The sequence below is a fragment of the Weizmannia sp. WK01 genome, assembly GCF_025905465.1.
In the GTDB taxonomy this organism is placed as follows: domain Bacteria; phylum Bacillota; class Bacilli; order Bacillales; family Bacillaceae_C; genus Weizmannia; species Weizmannia faecalis.
In genome coordinates this window covers 2,019,968-2,034,904 of record NZ_CP109616.1, presented here as the reverse complement: position 1 = coordinate 2,034,904, position 14,937 = coordinate 2,019,968, and the positions used below count along the sequence as shown (strand labels likewise).

The window sequence follows — 14,937 nt, the reverse complement described above, 5'->3', positions numbered from 1 at the left end:
AGGATTTGAGGCGGAAGCGGGATAACCGCTTCCTTTTTAAGAAAGGAAGCGATCAGTTGGAAGCGCTCAATAAATATATCATTTTTAAAACGAGGGAAGAGGAGTACGGCATTCATATTGGATCGGTCATTTCTGTTGAAAAGGCGCAAGCAGCCAATCCCGTCCCAAAACTGCCTGCATTTGTACGGGGCATCATGAAGGTGAGGGATGAACTGATCCCGATTATTGACGTCGAACATTGTTTTTACCAGACACCGCTTTCCTCCATAGAGGACGCCCGCATGATCGTCGTCCGGACAGAAGCCATTCCGGTCGGCCTGCTCGTCAAAGAGGCAAACGACATTGTGGAAATACAGGAAGAAGAGAAAAAACAGATCGGCCTTGCCGGCTACGGGCGGACAAATTATTTTACGGCTGTCGCCAGTTTGAAGGACAGGCTGATTACCATTATGGATGTCGATTTGTTTACGGCGTCGCTTGAAGGGATTGCAGACATTGCCGCTTATATGAAAGAAGCGGCCGGAAATTTGTGAAGTACCGGAGTGGGTAAAGATGAAAGCATTTTATCCGAAAAACGGCCGTGTCATTTTGCATGTCGATATGAACAGTTTTTTCGCTTCGGTTGAAATGGCGGAAAACCCTGCGCTTAAAGGGAAGCCGCTGGCCGTTGCCGGGAATCCGAAAGAACGAAAAGGCATCATTGTGACGTGCAGTTATGAAGCGAGAAAATTCGGTGTAAAAACGACCATGCCGGTGTGGGAAGCAAAAAAACGCTGCCCGGATCTTTTAATCGTGCCACCCCGTTTTGATCTGTATAAAAAAGCATCCGCCGAAATGTTTTCAATTCTCCGCGCGTATTCGCCTTTGGTCGAACCGGTTTCGATCGATGAAGGTTATGTGGACATTACCGGCCTCGAGGAACTGGGGACGCCGCCTGCCATTGCCGAATCGATCCAGCAGCAAATTCTTGCGGAACTCGATTTGCCGTCAAGCATCGGGATCGCCCCGAATAAATTTTTGGCGAAAACAGCGTCGGATATGAAAAAGCCGATGGGCATCACCATTTTAAGAAAGCGGGATATTCCCCGTTTATTATGGCCGCGGCCGTTGATCGAGATGCACGGTGTAGGCGGCAAAACGGCGGAAAAGCTTAACGGCTGTGGTCTTTTTACGATCGGCGATCTGGCGCATGCGGATGATTTTCTTTTAAAGCAGCTTCTCGGCATCCGTGGCATCCGTTTGAAAGAAAGGGCGAATGGAAGAGACCCGCGTCCTGTTGATCCCGAATCCGTAAACGTCACCAAAAGCGTTGGACGGATGGTGACGCTATCTAAGGATACGGGGGATGAACACCAAATCGATGCCGTCTTGAAAAAGCTTGCGGATGAAACGGCGGAGCGGATGAGAAAAAAAGAGGTTGCGGCAACCAATGTGGGCATCATGATCCGTTACGCGGACCGGAAAACGGTGACGAGGAGCAAAAAAAGCGGAGGGCCGGTTGAAAGCGGCGATGCGTTGTTTCAAGCCGCCCGCACGCTTTTTATCCGGAACTGGAACGGGCAGCCCGTACGCCTTTTGGGCATTACCGCCTCCGGTTTAACGGACCGGAAGGCGGAAGCAGAACAGCTGAGTCTGTTTTCATATGAAGAAGCAGCCAAAAAAGAGCCGCTGTATGAGGCAATCAGCCGGCTCCGCAAGAAATTTGGGGAGCAGATTATCCAAACCGGGAGAGAAGCGGGAAAGCGGCCGCCGGATCCCCGCGGTTAATTACCGGCTTCCGGCACGTCCCATAAAAAAGGAACACGCGCAAAGATGGCGTGTTCCTTTTTTAACAGGTTCAGCAGTTCCCAACTTCCAGATCTTCCACCGGCCACCAGAAGAAGCCGTCTTTTTCCAGCAGTTCATCGGCTGCTTTCGGCCCCATCGAACCGGATTTGTAATTTGGGAATGAAATCGGCTTGTTTTCCCACACTTTTGAAATATTATCGACAAAGCTCCACGATAAGGCGACTTCATCCCAATGGGTAAAGTTGGTTGCGTCGCCCATCAGGCAGTCATGAATCAATTTTTCATAGGCTTCGGGCGTATTGATACCGTTTTTGCTGCTGCTTGCAAAGCTGAGCTGCACAGGGGTGGTTTCCATATGCTGGCCCGGTTTTTTGGCGTTCAGATGAAGCGAAATCCCTTCTTCCGGCTGGATATGGATGACAAGCAGATTCGGGTTCAGTTCATGATTTGTATTGTAGTACAAATTCATCGGGATATCTTTAAACTGCACGACAATTTTCGTCGATTTCGCCGCCATCCGTTTGCCGGTGCGGATGTAAAACGGCACGCCCGCCCATCTGAAATTATCAATCATCAGTTTCCCGGCGACAAACGTTTCGGTCCTGGAATCCGGCGCTACATTCAGCTCTTCCCGGTAACCCTGGACTTTTTTGCCGCCAATTTCGCCCGGACCGTACTGGCCGCGCACGAAGTATGCCGGCACATCTTTTCCTTCAATGGTGCGCAAGGCACGCAGCACCCGCACTTTTTCGCTCCGGATTTCGTTTGTTGTCAGGCTGATCGGCGGTTCCATTGCAAGGAGCGCCACCATTTGCAGCATATGGTTTTGCACCATATCCCTGAGCGCCCCGCTCGCTTCGTAATACCGCGCCCGTTCTTCCACGCCAAGCATCTCGCTTGATGTAATCTGGATGTTGGAAATATAACGATTGTTCCAAAGCGGCTCGAACAGGGCGTTGGCAAACCGGATGACCTCGATATTTTGTACCATCGCTTTACCTAAATAATGGTCGATTCGGTAAATCTGGTCTTCTGAAAAAGATTTCCGGATCTGGCTGTTCAGCTGTTTCGCTGATTCGAGGCTATGCCCGAAAGGTTTTTCGATGACAAGCCGTTTAAACCCGTTTGTAGCGGTAAGCCCGTCACTTTTCAGATGGTCCGAAATCGTCCCGAAATATTCCGGGGCCATCGCCAAATAGAAGATCCGGTTGCCTTCCAGCTGGTACTTTTCATCCAGTTCATCCGCCAATTGCTTCAACTGTATGTACGAGTTGCTGTCTGTCACATCATGCGGCTGATAGTAAAAATGAGCGGCAAACGCTTCAAGCTGTTCAGCATGTTCTCTCGCGCTCAGAACGGAATCTTTTATATGCGCACGGAAGATTTCGTCCGTCCATTCCCTTCTTGCCGTGCCGATCACAGCGAAATGCTCTGACAGCCTGCCTTTCCGGTACAAATTGTACAGGGAAGGAAACAGCTTACGCTTCGCCAGATCACCTGTTGCGCCAAAAAGCATAAATAACGATTTCGGTGTCTCAGTTGTCTGCATCTTTCTTACCTCTCTTTGTTCAAAAAATCACGATTTAAGGCCGGCCTGTCTCATGATACGGTTATAGTTTGCCTTGTTGCAGCCATTTCATTTCAAAAGCAGGGAAAAATCATTTTTTTCCGTTTTCCGGCCCCATTTCATTGTCACTATATTCTAGACTTTCACGGGCAAATACGCAAATGATATGCAATAGTTTCCTTTCCGTAAAATTATGATAAGATAGTTCTATATGTGCGGCCGGGATCCGGCAGGAAAGGGGGGAACATCATTTGGAAATTTTATTTTTGGGAACTGGCGCGGGCGTACCTGCCAAAGCAAGAAACGTCACGTCCATTGCGCTCAAATTGCTGGAAGAACGAAATGCCATCTGGCTTTTTGACTGTGGGGAAGCGACACAGCACCAGATTTTGCACACTGCGATCAAACCGCGCAAAGTTGAAAAAATTTTTATCACCCACTTGCACGGCGACCATATTTTCGGGCTTCCCGGCTTTCTTGGGAGCCGGTCGTTCCAGGGCGGGGATGGCCCGCTTACCGTTTACGGCCCGAAAGGCATAAAAGCGTTTGTGGAAGTTTCCCTGAAAGTGAGCGAAACCCGTCTGAAATATCCTTTGGAGATCATCGAAATTGAAGAAGGAACGGTATTTGAAGACGACCGCTTTACGGTTTGTGCGCTGCGGCTTGACCATGGGATCGAAAGCTTCGGCTACCGGATTACCGAAAAAGACAAACCGGGCGCGCTGGATGCGGATCGATTGAAAAAAGAAGGGATCCGCCCGGGCCCGGTTTACCGGCTGCTGAAAGAAGGCCGGACGGTAACATTGGAAGACGGCCGCGTGATCAGCGGAAAAGATTATCTCGGCCCGGCGAAAAAGGGGAAGATCATTGCCATCCTTGGCGATACAAGGCCGAATGAGGCGGAAATCCGGCTCGCAGCCAATGCCGATCTTCTCGTTCACGAAGCAACGTTTAACAAGGAGAGCGGGCAAATGGCGCATGATTATTTTCACTCGACGACGGCGGACGCGGCGCAAACGGCAAAGCAGGCGGGGGCAAAACGGCTGCTTCTTACCCATATTAGTGCCAGGTACGGAAAAGAAGACTGGCCGGCGCTTGAGCAGGAAGCGCAAGCTTTATTCCCGGACAGTCTGCTTGTCCATGATTTGATGGAAGTGCCTGTTTTGTAAAGCAAAAAAAGCGGCTTGCCTGCCGCTTTTTTTATTGCCGGTTATTCTCTTGCGGGTTCTTTCCCTGCGTTCGATAACTCATTTGCTCGCTTTGCAGCTGCTTTTACACAGTCAATGAAAGCTTGTTTGACCTCGCGTTCGTCAAGGACGCGGATCGCGGCTTCTGTGGTGCCGTTCGGGCTTGTGACGGCTTTCCGGAGCGCTTCCGGCGGTTCTGCTGAAGTTTTCAGCATTTCTGCTGCGCCGATGATCGTCTGGAGGATAAATTGTTTTGCCGTTTGTGCGTCGAGCCCGATTTCTGCAGCTGACTGCTGGAGCGCTTCGGCGATATAATAAATATACGCCGGCCCGCTTCCCGAAAGCCCTGTTACAGCATCGAGCTGTTCTTCTTTTACGGCCGTAGTCATGCCGACAGCCGAAAATATGGCAAACGCCCGGTGCCGGTGCTGTTTTGTCGCAGCGATGTTAAAGGCAATGCCGGTTGCCGACAGCCCGACTTTCGCCGATGTGTTCGGCATTGCGCGCGCAACGGGAATATGCCGGCCAATCTTGTTTTCGATAAACGGAATGGTGATGCCGGCCGCTACCGAAACCAGCAGGGTGTCCGGAGATATGAGCGGACGGACCGATTCGAGCACATCTGGGGCATCTTTCGGTTTTACGGCTAAGATGACCGCGTCCGGGCCTTCGAAAAGCTGGTCGAGGCCGTCTGCAGCCCGGATGCCGTATTTCTGTTCCAACGTGCGGAGCCTTTTCTTGTTCGTGCGGTTATGGGCGCGAATGTCCCCGGCTTTTACGATTCTTTTTTCAAGCATGCCGCTGATCATCGCCTCGGCCATCGACCCGGCACCAATAAATGATATTTTCATGCAAATGCCTCCTTTCAAGCAAAAAACCCCTTCATCCGTAAAGGACGAAAGGGCATGTTCCGCGGTACCACCTTTATTGCAGGAATCCATCCTGCATCTCATTTGGTTAACGGTTTTCATCCGGTTTGGTTTTGCCAAACAGCTCACAGGCAGGTTCGGCCGGGCAGCGGATGGCGGAGTTTTCCAGCCTGAGAACCCCGCTCTCTTGCATCATGCCCGGCTTACTGGTCCTGGTCACAGCCGATCGCTTATCAAAATGGTATTACTTATTATGAAGAAAAATCGGGGAGTTGTCAAGGGCGATTCCGTGAATTTTCAGATAAAAAAATCCGTGCCCGGCCATTTTAAAATGGTACTAGGCGTGCATGCCGCAATGAACGTGGCACGGGAGGAAGCATGAAAATCGGCCGGCACCATTTTTCAGCATAGGCATCCATGCCGCGGCAAATGGCACCAGCGGAGGAATGAAAATTTTCAAGATAGAGGGAGAAGATGGAAATATGGAAAATAAACGGATCCGGAAGAAAACGATCGTGATTACCGGCGCTTCCGGCGGCCTCGGGGAAAAAATCGCCTTTGCCGCCGCCAAAAACGAGGCTAACCTTGTGCTGCTCGCCAGAAGCCTCAACAAGCTTGAAAAAATCAAGGCGGAGATCGAAGCAGCTTACCAGGTTTCGTGTCTGACCGTTCGCTGCGATGTAGCGGAGCACGGCAAAATTCCTGCTGTTTTTGAATCGATTTACAACCGCTGTGGCCAGATTGATGTGCTCGTGAACAATGCCGGTTTCGGCGTTTTTGATGAAGTGCAGGATATCCGCATGGAGGATGTCAGGGGGATGTTTGATGTCAATGTCATCGGGCTCATTGCCTGCACCAAAGCGGTCGTCCCGCATATGCAAAAAAATCGTGCCGGCCATATTATCAATATCGCTTCCCAGTCGGCCAAAATGGCGACCCCAAAATCAAGCGTCTATGCGGCCAGCAAATTTGCAGTGCGCGGTTTTACGGACAGCCTCCGCATGGAAATGGCGCGCTTTGGTGTCTATGTGACAGCCGTTCATCCCGGCCCGGTTGCAACCGGTTTTTTCGACATCGCCGACCGGTCCGGCACCTACCGGAAAAATATTGAAAAATGGATGCTGGATCCCGGCAAACTTGCAGAAAAAATAACGGATACGATGCTTGTAAACCGGCGTGAAATCAATGCGCCAAAATGGATGAATGCATCCGCTGCCATCCATGCGCTTTTCCCCGGGCTTGTGGAAAGGCTCGGACGGCAGGCTTTCTTTAAAAAATAGCAGCCGGTGTGATGCGCGTTTTGGAAAAATATAGCCCCTCTGCCTGAAAAAATAATTGGCGAAAGAACGTATATTCGTTTATAATGAGAAATAGAATAAGAACTATAGTTCGTGTTGGTTGCTTAGTTTCTAAGGTAAGAGGGGTTGAAAGATGAGCCAGCGTGTGATTTTTCTCGTCGATATGCAGTCTTTTTATGCAAGTGTGGAAAAAGCCGATCATCCGGCGTACAGGGATAAACCCGTGATCGTATCGGGGGATCCGGCGCGCCGGTCCGGGGTGGTGCTCGCTGCCTGCCCGCTCGCGAAAAAGCGCGGCGTGAAGAATGCGCTCCGCCTGTGGGAAGCGCAGCAGCTCTGCCCGGATGCCGTCATTGTTCGGCCGCGCATGCAGCGCTATCTCGATGTATCGGTGCAGATTTCTTCGATTCTTGCCCGCTATACGGACATGGTTGAACCGTATTCCGTTGACGAGCAGTTCATGGATGTAACGGGTAGCAGGCGGCTGTTCGGGGAACCGCGCGAGATCGCCGCGCAAATCCAGCGGGACATCATGGAAGAAACCGGCGTGTATGCCCGCTGCGGGATCGGGCCAAACAAAGTGCTGGCCAAAATGGCGTGCGACCATTTTGCGAAGAAAAACAAAACCGGCATTTTTGAACTGGATCACCATCATCTCAAAACGCATTTGTGGCCTTTGCCGGTTGGCAGGATGTTCGGTGTCGGTAGCCGGATGGAGCAGCATCTGAAGCGGCTCGGCATTTATACAATCGGTGCGCTTGCCTGCTTTCCACTTTCTGTTTTAAAAAAACGGTGGGGGATTGGCGGCCAGGTACTGTGGGAGACGGCAAACGGGATTGATGAGTCGCCCGTCTCGAAAGAATCGCACGTCGGACAGAAAGCGATCGGGCATGCGATGACGCTGCCGCGCGACTACGCCGATTTTGAGCATGAAATCAAAGTTGCCCTTCTTGAACTTTGCGAGGAAGTCTGTTTCCGGGCGCGTACTTCAGGCGTCATGGGCGCTTGTGTTTCGGTCGGCTGCCAGGGGGCGGATTATGCCCATCCGTCCGGCTTTCACCGCCAGATGACGCTTCTGGCGCCGACAAACGGGACAATGGACGTTTACCGGGCGGCGTGCCGGCTGTTTCTTTCGTTTTGGGACGGAAATCCGGTCCGCCGTATCAGCGTCGGGCTGTCGCGCCTGTCGCGGGATGATATCCGGCAGCTTGATCTGTTTGAAAACAGGGAAGGGGAAAGAAAGATTGGGTATGCGGTCGACCGCATCAAGCAGAAATACGGTTCCGGCGCCGTCATCCGCGCCGTGTCGCTGCTTGATGCCGGCCAGGCGCTTGAACGTGCCAAAAAGATAGGAGGGCATTATAAATGAGCGGCCATTTGCAGCGCGGTAACAAACTTTGGGAAGGGTCACGCATGTTTTTGCCCGAGCATAAGCAGGCACTTTTAAAATGGCAGAAAGAACAGGAGAAACAGACAAAACCCGAACTCGATGAGCAGCAGCTTGAAGAGATGAACCGTATGCTCATATCTGCCTGCCGGCTGCGCGTGCCGGTTACGGTCCGTTTCTTTGAAGCGGGAAATTTTCTTACCGCCACCGGTACCATTACAAAATTCCGGCCGCTCGAAAAAAAGCTGGAGCTGGCAGGGGAGACAGGGGAGCGGATATCGATCAAACTTTCCGCGGTGACAGAAGTGGAACGGGCATGAAAAACCGGCAAGCCTGAAAAAGCCTGCCGGATGGATTTTCGTACGGGCGATGCAGAAAAATGCAGCACTGGCGGTTTGGACGCATCCTGTTGCAGCAAGAAGCAGCATTCATGAAATCAATCTTAGGGCATCCGTACGCTTTGTTGCGGATTACCGTTTTCTTGCCTGAATGAGTGCCTGCTGCACGACCCAGTTTTCGGGAAACGGGTTGCCGAGCACCCAGTAGCTGATTCCGCGCAGCCCGTATTCGTTTAGCAAATTGATTTTTGCCCGCATGCTGCGCGCATCTTCAAACCAGACTTCATGCTGCTGGCCTGATGCATCAGTGTAACGGAAATAAGGCGCCTGGTCGGTCGGGTGGTAGCGGATGTCAGCCCCGTACCGTGCCGCCAAGGAAAGGGCTTCATGCGGGCTGATCGTGCGCGCCGTTGTGCCTGCGCGCCACGGGATTCTCCAGTCACGTCCGTAAAGCGGCGCCCCCATCATAATCTTATTCCGCGGAATGACGGTAACGGCATAATCAAGGACACGCCTCACTTCAGGAATCGGGGCGATGGCCCGCGGCCTGCCGCCGGCCCATCCCCATTCATACGTCATCAAAATGACAAAATCAACGATGGCCCCGTGTGCGCCGTAATCGTGGGCTTCGTAAAGCAGGCCCGGCTGCGTGCCGGAAATTTTCGGCGCAAGCGCAGTCGAGACGAGCAGGCCTTCCGGGCGGAACCGGCGGGCGACGCGCCTGAGAAACGCCGTATAACGGTCGCGGTCTTCCGGATACACATATTCAAAATCAAAATTGACGCCCCGGTACCCTTTTTGCCGTATCGTGGCGAGAAGATTGCTGATCAAAGTTTCCTGCAATGCTTCATTGCGAAGCAGCCGGGCAGCCAGATCGGAGCTGAATCCTTCCGAGGTGAAATTGGCCAGGATTAAAAGCGGAAGGACACCGTTTGCTTCCGCTGCCTGAAGGACGGAGCGGTCGTTGAGCGGCGTCAGGCTGCCATCTTCGCGGAACGTATGACGGAAAGGGGACAAGTACGTAAAATACGGCCCGAGCTGGTAAACTTCAGCGGTGCCCGCAGCGCCGAACCCGGTTGTATAGGCATTGACTTCTTTCACAGGGCGGCGGGGTGCGGGTATACGCAGCACCTGGCCGGCGGAAAGAGCAGTGCCGGGAAGCCGGTTCGCCTGCATAATGGCCCCCATGTCCGCCCCGTAAGTACGGGCAATGCCATACAAAGTTTCGCCCTGTTTTACCGTATGGTTCCGGTAGGGGATAAAAAGCACCTGCCCCGGAAAAAGCGAGGCGGGATTGCGGAGCTGGTTGGCGTTTATAAGCGCTTGTGCCAAAACGCCGAGGCGTGCGGCGATTGTGCCGAGCTGGTCCCCTTCCTGGACGATGTACTGAAAGAACCGGTCAGGAACGGCAAGCGCCTGGCCGGGGACGAGCGGGGATGATGCAGTCAGCCCGTTTGCCAAAAAGAGCTGGGCAAGATCGGCATCGAGGCGGTTTGCAATCCGCCAAAGGGTATCGCCTTGCTGTACGGTATAGATTTCCATCATGGACACTCCCTGTTTTGATAGGCTCCTATACCATATTCAGCAACATGGGCGGACGTTCGCAAAAAATGGCATTAAAGCTTACGGGACGCCGCCATTTTTTCAAGAAATTCATCAATCACCTGTTCATACTGTTCGCGGTTTAAGTTGAGCGACTGGGCGTGGGCGCCGTTTTCGGCAATAAACAGCTGTTTCGGCCCTTTTTTCTTTTCATAAAGCGCTTTGGTCATCCCGGGCAGAATGTAGTCGTCCTTGGCGCTGTGGATAAAGAGGACCGGCTGTTTGATCCGGCCGACTACATCAATCGGCGACACACGGCGGAGCGAGTAGCCGTCGCGGATGCGGACAAAAAAATCGGCAAGCGGAAAAAACCATTTTCCGGGCAGCCGCGTTTCCCGCGTAAATTCCCGGATCAATTGCGCCCGGAACGAGGAAAACGGGCAGTCGGCGATGTAAAAATCGGCGCGGCCGCAAAGCTCGCCGGCATACAGCAGGAGCGTGGCGGCGCCCATTGATTCGCCGTGAATCCCGAAAAAGATACCGTCCCCTTCGCGCCTGAGAAGTTCATCTGCCACCGCTTTTAAGTCATGCTTTTCATAGTATCCGTAGCTCGTTGTACTGCCGCCGGATTCCCCGTGGCGGCGGTGGTCGTAGAGGACAGCGTTAAAGCCCCGCTTCAGGAACAGGTTCATATATTTAACAGAATTCATTTTGTTTTCCGTCACGCCATGGCAAAAAATCATCCATTTTTTTGACTCGGGGAACGGTTTCACAAAAACCGATTTGAGCTTGTAACCGAATGGGGACGGAATCAAAACTTCTTCTTTCGGCAATGATTCGTACGCTTTAAGATCCAGCCTTTTCGCGGCCACTTCCCGGCTTATGACGTGGCTGTCGTCTTTTTTTCGGATATGCATCACCCGCTCTGACATGTAAAAGCCGAGCCCGCCTGCAGCAAGCGCCGCCGTGCCGGCCAGGGAGAACCATTTTTTCATCAAAATCCCTCCGCATGTTGAAGTAAAAAAGGATGCCGGATGCGGTTTAATAAGCGGAAAGAAAAAACCGGCGCAAGTTTCCGGTTGCGCCGGTTTTATTTTCAGGCTCCTGCCGCTTTTCCGGATGGATCTATGTTTGAAAGCGGCAGCAGGCTTTCCGTCCGCCGGCCCGGCCTGTTGCCGTTTTGCCCGTTTTGGTCAGGACGCCCCGGCACCCGGCCCCGGCCCTTTCAAGTTCATCAGTTTTTGTTTCAGTTCGTTTTCCATCGTCGCCAGTTCCTGTTCGGCCTGGAACCGCCGGGCTCTTCCTTCCTGCTGGATGCGCAGCGTTTCTTCGAGCGTTGAAATCAGGCTTTCCTGCGTTTTTTTCAACGTTTCAATGTCGACAAGGCCGCGCTCATTTTCCTGCGCCGTTTCGATCGTGTTCGATTTCAGCATTTCGGCATTGCGCAACAGAAGTTCATTGGTCGTTTTGGACACTTGTTTTTGCGCTTCGACCGCATGGCGCTGGCGGATGAGCGTCAGGGCAATCGCGATCTGGTTTTTCCATAGCGGGATCGCCGTCATAATAGAGGACTGGATTTTTTCAGCCAGCGTCTGATTTGTGTTTTGAATCAGTCGGATTTGCGGCGCGCTCTGGATCGTGATTTGCCGGCTTAATTTTAAGTCGTGCAGCCGTTTTTCAAGCCGGTCGGCAAACTGGATCATGTCGTTGACTTCCTGGAAGGCCATCTGGTCGCCGGTTGCTTCTGCTTTTTTCTTCATTTCAGGAATCGTTTTTGTGTTCAGTTCCTCAAGCTTAAGCTCGCCGGCTGCAATATAAATATTAAGCGCATGGAAATAATCTTTGTTTTTTTCATACAGCTGTTCGAGCAGCTGGATATCTTTCAGCAACGTCTTTTTCGAGAGATCGAGCTTCACGCTGATGCGATCGATCTGCGCGCTTGTTTTCTGGTATTTTGAAAGCAGTTCCTGCACCGAATTGGAAATTTTGCCGAACATGCGGGAAAAGAAGTTTTTCTTTTCTGGGACAAGTTCTTCGGGATTCACCTGCTCAAGTTTTTTCATCAAATCATTTAAAATATCGCCGATTTCCCCGATATCTTTTTTCTGGACTTGGTCAAGCATGGCATGTGAGAAATTTAGCAGCTTCGATTGCGCCTGTGTGCCATATAAAATGACGGCCTGGTGGTTTGAAGGGTCAATTTGCTTTGCGAGTTCGTATGCTTTTTGCCGGTTTTCCTCCGGCAGCATGTCCACAAGGCGTGATGGTTTCGTTTCAGTGACAGGCTCCGCTTTCTGTCCCTCATCCGGCAGCATGGCGTCACGCGTGCCGAACGGATCGGCAAGCAGATCATCCAGCCCGCCGCCTGTTGGTTCCTGCCAAAGTTCTTTGTCTGCGTTCATTTTTTTGCACTCCTTTCATGCCGGGAAGGGGATTTGCGTTCGATGGTGTGCCTGGCGTATGCCAGTTCGTAATCGAGCTCATCCATATCCGTTGACAGCATATGGTACAGATCTTTCTCTGTTTCGCGTCCCAATTGTTTTAACGTTTCTTCCGTTTCCCGGATTTGCACGGCCATTTCTTTGTTTTTTACAGGCTGGGATTGCAGGAGGGCATATTTTTCCGCAAGCTCCGTCATGGAATCCAAATGGTAAAAATAAAAAGATTCAGCCTGATAGAAACGTTTCGGCTCTCTTTTGACCAGTGCCTGTATTTTCCTGATTACTTTATTCATATCGTAAAAAAGTTTGAACGTGCTAATGGAACGAACGGATAAAAAGGTTTTTTGCAATCGCCTGATTTTTTCGTCCGCTTCTTTCAGGTTTTTCCGGATATATTGATAATCTTTCCGCGTTAGCTGCTGCGCTTTCAGAAAACCCCGCAACATTTGCCACTTCACAAGCCGGTTGATCAGAAAGCCGCCGACAAGCGAAAGCAAAAGCGACAGCCAGAACAGATGGCCGGATGAAAAATAAATGACGAGAAAGAGAAGGATAACGCTAGAAATGGTTATTACGGTGCGAATCACCGTACCCATAAAAAATTTCATAATCGACACCCCTGATCACGATCTTGGTTGATTCGGCCATACGTCTTATACGAAAAGCAGCCCTGAAAAGATTCGAAAACCTTGCAAATTTCTTCTTTAACGCTACTATACCAGAGATCGCGCATGGATTTAAAGAGAGAAAGCAGCTTCCGGAAAATATTTTTCAGTCTGGGAGCCGGGTCGCTCATGAACGGACCTCCTGAGGGATGATGAAGCATTGGTAAATATATTATAATGAAAAAAGATGATAGAAGAAGGGCGGTGAAGGCCGTTTGTAAGATGCCCCCGGCTGCACTCGAGGCATGCGGGCTTTTTGCAAACGGCAGCAAATGGCAAAAAAGAGACAGGCACAACAAAAAGGAAAACAGGATGAGAAAGTGCAGCTGAAGGATGCGCTGCAAAAAGATGTGCTCGAAAAATTGAAACAGGCAAAGCAGGAACTTGCGGCAGTGGAAGTAGAAAAAAAGAGGGCGGAAGAAGAACGAAAAAGAGAAGAACGGAAGCAGCGCGAGCGGAACAAATCGTTTGCGGAACTGCTGGAAGAATCCGATTTGGACTGGAAACGATATAAAGGCTAAAAAGATGGCAATGGCACAGGCAGTCGCCTTGACACAACTGCCTGTACGATTGATTACGCCCTGATTTCCATTTGCCGTTTAAATCCTTCCTTTGCACGGGGGAAAACGGGATGGTTTCCGGCATAACCGGGAAAGGGCTGTTGGAACAAGGTGAAAAAATAAACAAAAAAGCAAAGAACGCGGTGCATTCTTTGCTGAAAACAGATTACCGATGCGCTTCGTATCGGTTTTGTTTGGTGAGCTCGCGCAGAAGCCGGTGCTCCTCCGGTGTAAGTGGCGCAGCGTTTACGGCTTTTGCATTGGCGCGCACCTGGTCCGGGGAACTGGCGCCGGCAACCACGGCGGCAACTGGAGGGCAGGCGAGATCATATTGAAGTGCAAGTTCAAGCATCGTCCGCCCGCCGGTTAAAAGCGTATTTTTGATTTTCTCAAGAAGGGCGACAATTTCTTCATAACCGGTATCAAGATAACCGTCTGCTGGAATCTTTTCCGGCAGCCCGCTTAAAATCCCTTTTGCGACCGGGCCTCTTGCGACAATGCTGATGCCGTTTTCGCCTAAAAGCGTCGTGATGGTCTCTTCCGGCCGCCGGTCAAGCAGGCTGTACTGCATCATGACGCTTGCAATGGATGACTTTTTCACATATTCGCGGATCACGTTCGGGCGGATGGAAGAAATGCCGTAAGCGCGGATGATGCCTTCTGCCTTTAATTCCTCAAACGCTTCGATCGTTTCGTCTATCGGGTCTTCGATCGTGCCGCCGTGCAGCTGGTACAAATCGATATAGTCCGTGCCGAGTCGTTTCAGGCTTTGTTTTGCCGCTTCTTTTATGTAAGCTTTGGAAGCATCCCAGCGCCACGTTTTGCCGTCTTCATTCCAGCGGTTTCCGGCTTTTGTGGCAATGACGACTTCATCGCGCACAGTTTTAAGCGCTTCTGCGACCAGTTTTTCATTCACCCCGTGGTCATAAAGATCGGCCGTGTCAAAATAGTTGATGCCTGCTTCAAGTGCGGATTCAATGATGATCCGTGCTTTTTTCGGATCCGTACCGAGCGACATGCAGCCGAGCCCGAGCTTTGAAACATATAAATCTGAATTTCCCAACCGGTTTTTTTCCATGTTTTCCTGCCTCCTTTTTTTTATTGTATAGAAGGGGCGGGGAAAAATACAAATATGAGGACAGAACCTTTATGAAGAAGCTGTTTTTGCAACCCATTCGGCGACCGTTTTATATTGTTTGCGGTATGTTTTCAGCCGGTCGCGAATTTCCCATGCTTTTCCTTTCATAAGGATGCCTTTCGGATGGACGATGATGATCATCAAGCTTTCCCTCCCG

15 protein-coding genes are annotated in these 14,937 nt (G+C 51.3%); 7 read left to right on the top strand and 8 right to left on the bottom strand.

The window, feature by feature from the left end:
* Positions 1-5: 5 nt before the first annotated feature.
* Both OF158_RS09645 and OF158_RS09640 read left to right on the top strand, forming a co-directional pair.
* Positions 6-533, top strand: coding sequence for a chemotaxis protein CheW (locus OF158_RS09645; protein ID WP_017550498.1), 528 nt, complete (start codon positions 6-8; stop codon positions 531-533).
* A 19-nt stretch (positions 534-552) separates the two neighbouring features.
* Positions 553-1,767, top strand: coding sequence for a DNA polymerase IV (locus tag OF158_RS09640; protein ID WP_014098087.1), 1,215 nt, complete (start codon positions 553-555; stop codon positions 1,765-1,767).
* A 70-nt stretch (positions 1,768-1,837) separates the two neighbouring features.
* Here the strand turns inward: OF158_RS09640 and zwf are convergent, their stop codons facing one another.
* Complete coding sequence (zwf, locus tag OF158_RS09635) at positions 1,838-3,337, bottom strand: glucose-6-phosphate dehydrogenase (protein ID WP_014098088.1); 1,500 nt, start codon at positions 3,335-3,337, stop codon at positions 1,838-1,840.
* Positions 3,338-3,606: 269 nt separating this feature from the next.
* Between zwf and rnz the strand changes: the two genes are divergently transcribed.
* On the top strand, positions 3,607-4,524 hold the full coding sequence (gene rnz / locus OF158_RS09630; RefSeq protein ID WP_014098089.1) for a ribonuclease Z: 918 nt from the start codon (positions 3,607-3,609) through the stop codon (positions 4,522-4,524).
* Positions 4,525-4,565: 41 nt separating this feature from the next.
* Here rnz and proC read toward each other — a convergent pair whose 3' ends face one another.
* Complete coding sequence (gene proC / locus OF158_RS09625; protein ID WP_017550497.1) at positions 4,566-5,393, bottom strand: pyrroline-5-carboxylate reductase; 828 nt, start codon at positions 5,391-5,393, stop codon at positions 4,566-4,568.
* Between the two features lie 500 nt (positions 5,394-5,893).
* Between proC and OF158_RS09620 the strand changes: the two genes are divergently transcribed.
* The 3 genes from OF158_RS09620 to OF158_RS09610 all read left to right on the top strand — a co-directional run bounded on the left by OF158_RS09620 (position 5,894) and on the right by OF158_RS09610 (position 8,416).
* Positions 5,894-6,691, top strand: a complete 798-nt coding sequence (locus tag OF158_RS09620) for an SDR family NAD(P)-dependent oxidoreductase (protein ID WP_035184637.1) — start codon at positions 5,894-5,896, stop codon at positions 6,689-6,691.
* A 151-nt stretch (positions 6,692-6,842) separates the two neighbouring features.
* The gene (locus tag OF158_RS09615) at positions 6,843-8,078 is read left to right on the top strand and encodes a DNA polymerase IV (RefSeq protein WP_014098092.1); all 1,236 of its coding nucleotides are present in this window, start codon (positions 6,843-6,845) and stop codon (positions 8,076-8,078) included.
* Positions 8,075-8,416, top strand: coding sequence for a YolD-like family protein (locus OF158_RS09610; protein WP_014098093.1), 342 nt, complete (start codon positions 8,075-8,077; stop codon positions 8,414-8,416). Before OF158_RS09615 ends, OF158_RS09610 begins: the two co-directional genes overlap by 4 nt.
* Positions 8,417-8,566: 150 nt before the next feature.
* Here OF158_RS09610 and OF158_RS09605 read toward each other — a convergent pair whose 3' ends face one another.
* From OF158_RS09605 to OF158_RS09590, 4 genes are all read right to left on the bottom strand, one after another.
* Positions 8,567-9,976 (bottom strand): glycoside hydrolase family 18 protein, encoded by a 1,410-nt coding sequence (locus tag OF158_RS09605; RefSeq protein WP_014098094.1) that lies wholly within the window; start codon positions 9,974-9,976, stop codon positions 8,567-8,569.
* Between the two features lie 74 nt (positions 9,977-10,050).
* Positions 10,051-10,971 carry an alpha/beta hydrolase gene (locus tag OF158_RS09600; RefSeq protein WP_017550494.1) on the bottom strand — a complete coding sequence of 307 codons (921 nt, stop codon included), beginning with the start codon at positions 10,969-10,971 and terminating at the stop codon, positions 10,051-10,053.
* Positions 10,972-11,169: 198 nt separating this feature from the next.
* Positions 11,170-12,378, bottom strand: a complete 1,209-nt coding sequence (locus tag OF158_RS09595) for a toxic anion resistance protein (RefSeq protein WP_035184640.1) — start codon at positions 12,376-12,378, stop codon at positions 11,170-11,172.
* The gene (locus OF158_RS09590) at positions 12,375-13,025 is read right to left on the bottom strand and encodes a 5-bromo-4-chloroindolyl phosphate hydrolysis family protein (protein ID WP_014098097.1); all 651 of its coding nucleotides are present in this window, start codon (positions 13,023-13,025) and stop codon (positions 12,375-12,377) included. Before OF158_RS09590 ends, OF158_RS09595 begins: the two co-directional genes overlap by 4 nt.
* A 329-nt stretch (positions 13,026-13,354) precedes the next feature.
* Between OF158_RS09590 and OF158_RS09585 the strand changes: the two genes are divergently transcribed.
* Entirely contained in the window at positions 13,355-13,603 is a 249-nt protein-coding gene (locus OF158_RS09585) for a YqkE family protein (RefSeq protein ID WP_026104517.1), read from the top strand.
* Positions 13,604-13,808: 205 nt separating this feature from the next.
* Here the strand turns inward: OF158_RS09585 and OF158_RS09580 are convergent, their stop codons facing one another.
* Together OF158_RS09580 and mciZ are read right to left on the bottom strand one after the other, a co-directional pair.
* Complete coding sequence (locus OF158_RS09580) at positions 13,809-14,720, bottom strand: aldo/keto reductase (RefSeq protein WP_017550488.1); 912 nt, start codon at positions 14,718-14,720, stop codon at positions 13,809-13,811.
* Between the two features lie 69 nt (positions 14,721-14,789).
* Positions 14,790-14,921, bottom strand: a complete 132-nt coding sequence (gene mciZ, locus OF158_RS09575; protein WP_035184645.1) for a Z-ring formation inhibitor MciZ — start codon at positions 14,919-14,921, stop codon at positions 14,790-14,792.
* Positions 14,922-14,937: the final 16 nt, after the last annotated feature.

Bases quoted from the DNA above. Each gene is read 5' to 3' on its own strand.
- OF158_RS09615 (WP_014098092.1), top strand. From the start codon at position 6,843: ATGAGCCAGCGTGTGATTTTTCTCGTCGATATGCAGTCTTTTTATGCA.
- mciZ (WP_035184645.1), bottom strand. From the start codon at position 14,921: ATGATCATCATCGTCCATCCGAAAGGCATCCTTATGAAAGGAAAAGCA.
- zwf (WP_014098088.1), bottom strand. From the start codon at position 3,337: ATGCAGACAACTGAGACACCGAAATCGTTATTTATGCTTTTTGGCGCA.
- OF158_RS09600 (WP_017550494.1), bottom strand. From the start codon at position 10,971: ATGAAAAAATGGTTCTCCCTGGCCGGCACGGCGGCGCTTGCTGCAGGC.
- OF158_RS09610 (WP_014098093.1), top strand. From the start codon at position 8,075: ATGAGCGGCCATTTGCAGCGCGGTAACAAACTTTGGGAAGGGTCACGC.
- OF158_RS09640 (WP_014098087.1), top strand. From the start codon at position 553: ATGAAAGCATTTTATCCGAAAAACGGCCGTGTCATTTTGCATGTCGAT.
- OF158_RS09605 (WP_014098094.1), bottom strand. From the start codon at position 9,976: ATGGAAATCTATACCGTACAGCAAGGCGATACCCTTTGGCGGATTGCA.
- proC (WP_017550497.1), bottom strand. From the start codon at position 5,393: ATGAAAATATCATTTATTGGTGCCGGGTCGATGGCCGAGGCGATGATC.
- OF158_RS09620 (WP_035184637.1), top strand. From the start codon at position 5,894: ATGGAAAATAAACGGATCCGGAAGAAAACGATCGTGATTACCGGCGCT.
- OF158_RS09595 (WP_035184640.1), bottom strand. From the start codon at position 12,378: ATGAACGCAGACAAAGAACTTTGGCAGGAACCAACAGGCGGCGGGCTG.
- OF158_RS09585 (WP_026104517.1), top strand. From the start codon at position 13,355: ATGGCAAAAAAGAGACAGGCACAACAAAAAGGAAAACAGGATGAGAAA.
- OF158_RS09590 (WP_014098097.1), bottom strand. From the start codon at position 13,025: ATGAAATTTTTTATGGGTACGGTGATTCGCACCGTAATAACCATTTCT.
- OF158_RS09580 (WP_017550488.1), bottom strand. From the start codon at position 14,720: ATGGAAAAAAACCGGTTGGGAAATTCAGATTTATATGTTTCAAAGCTC.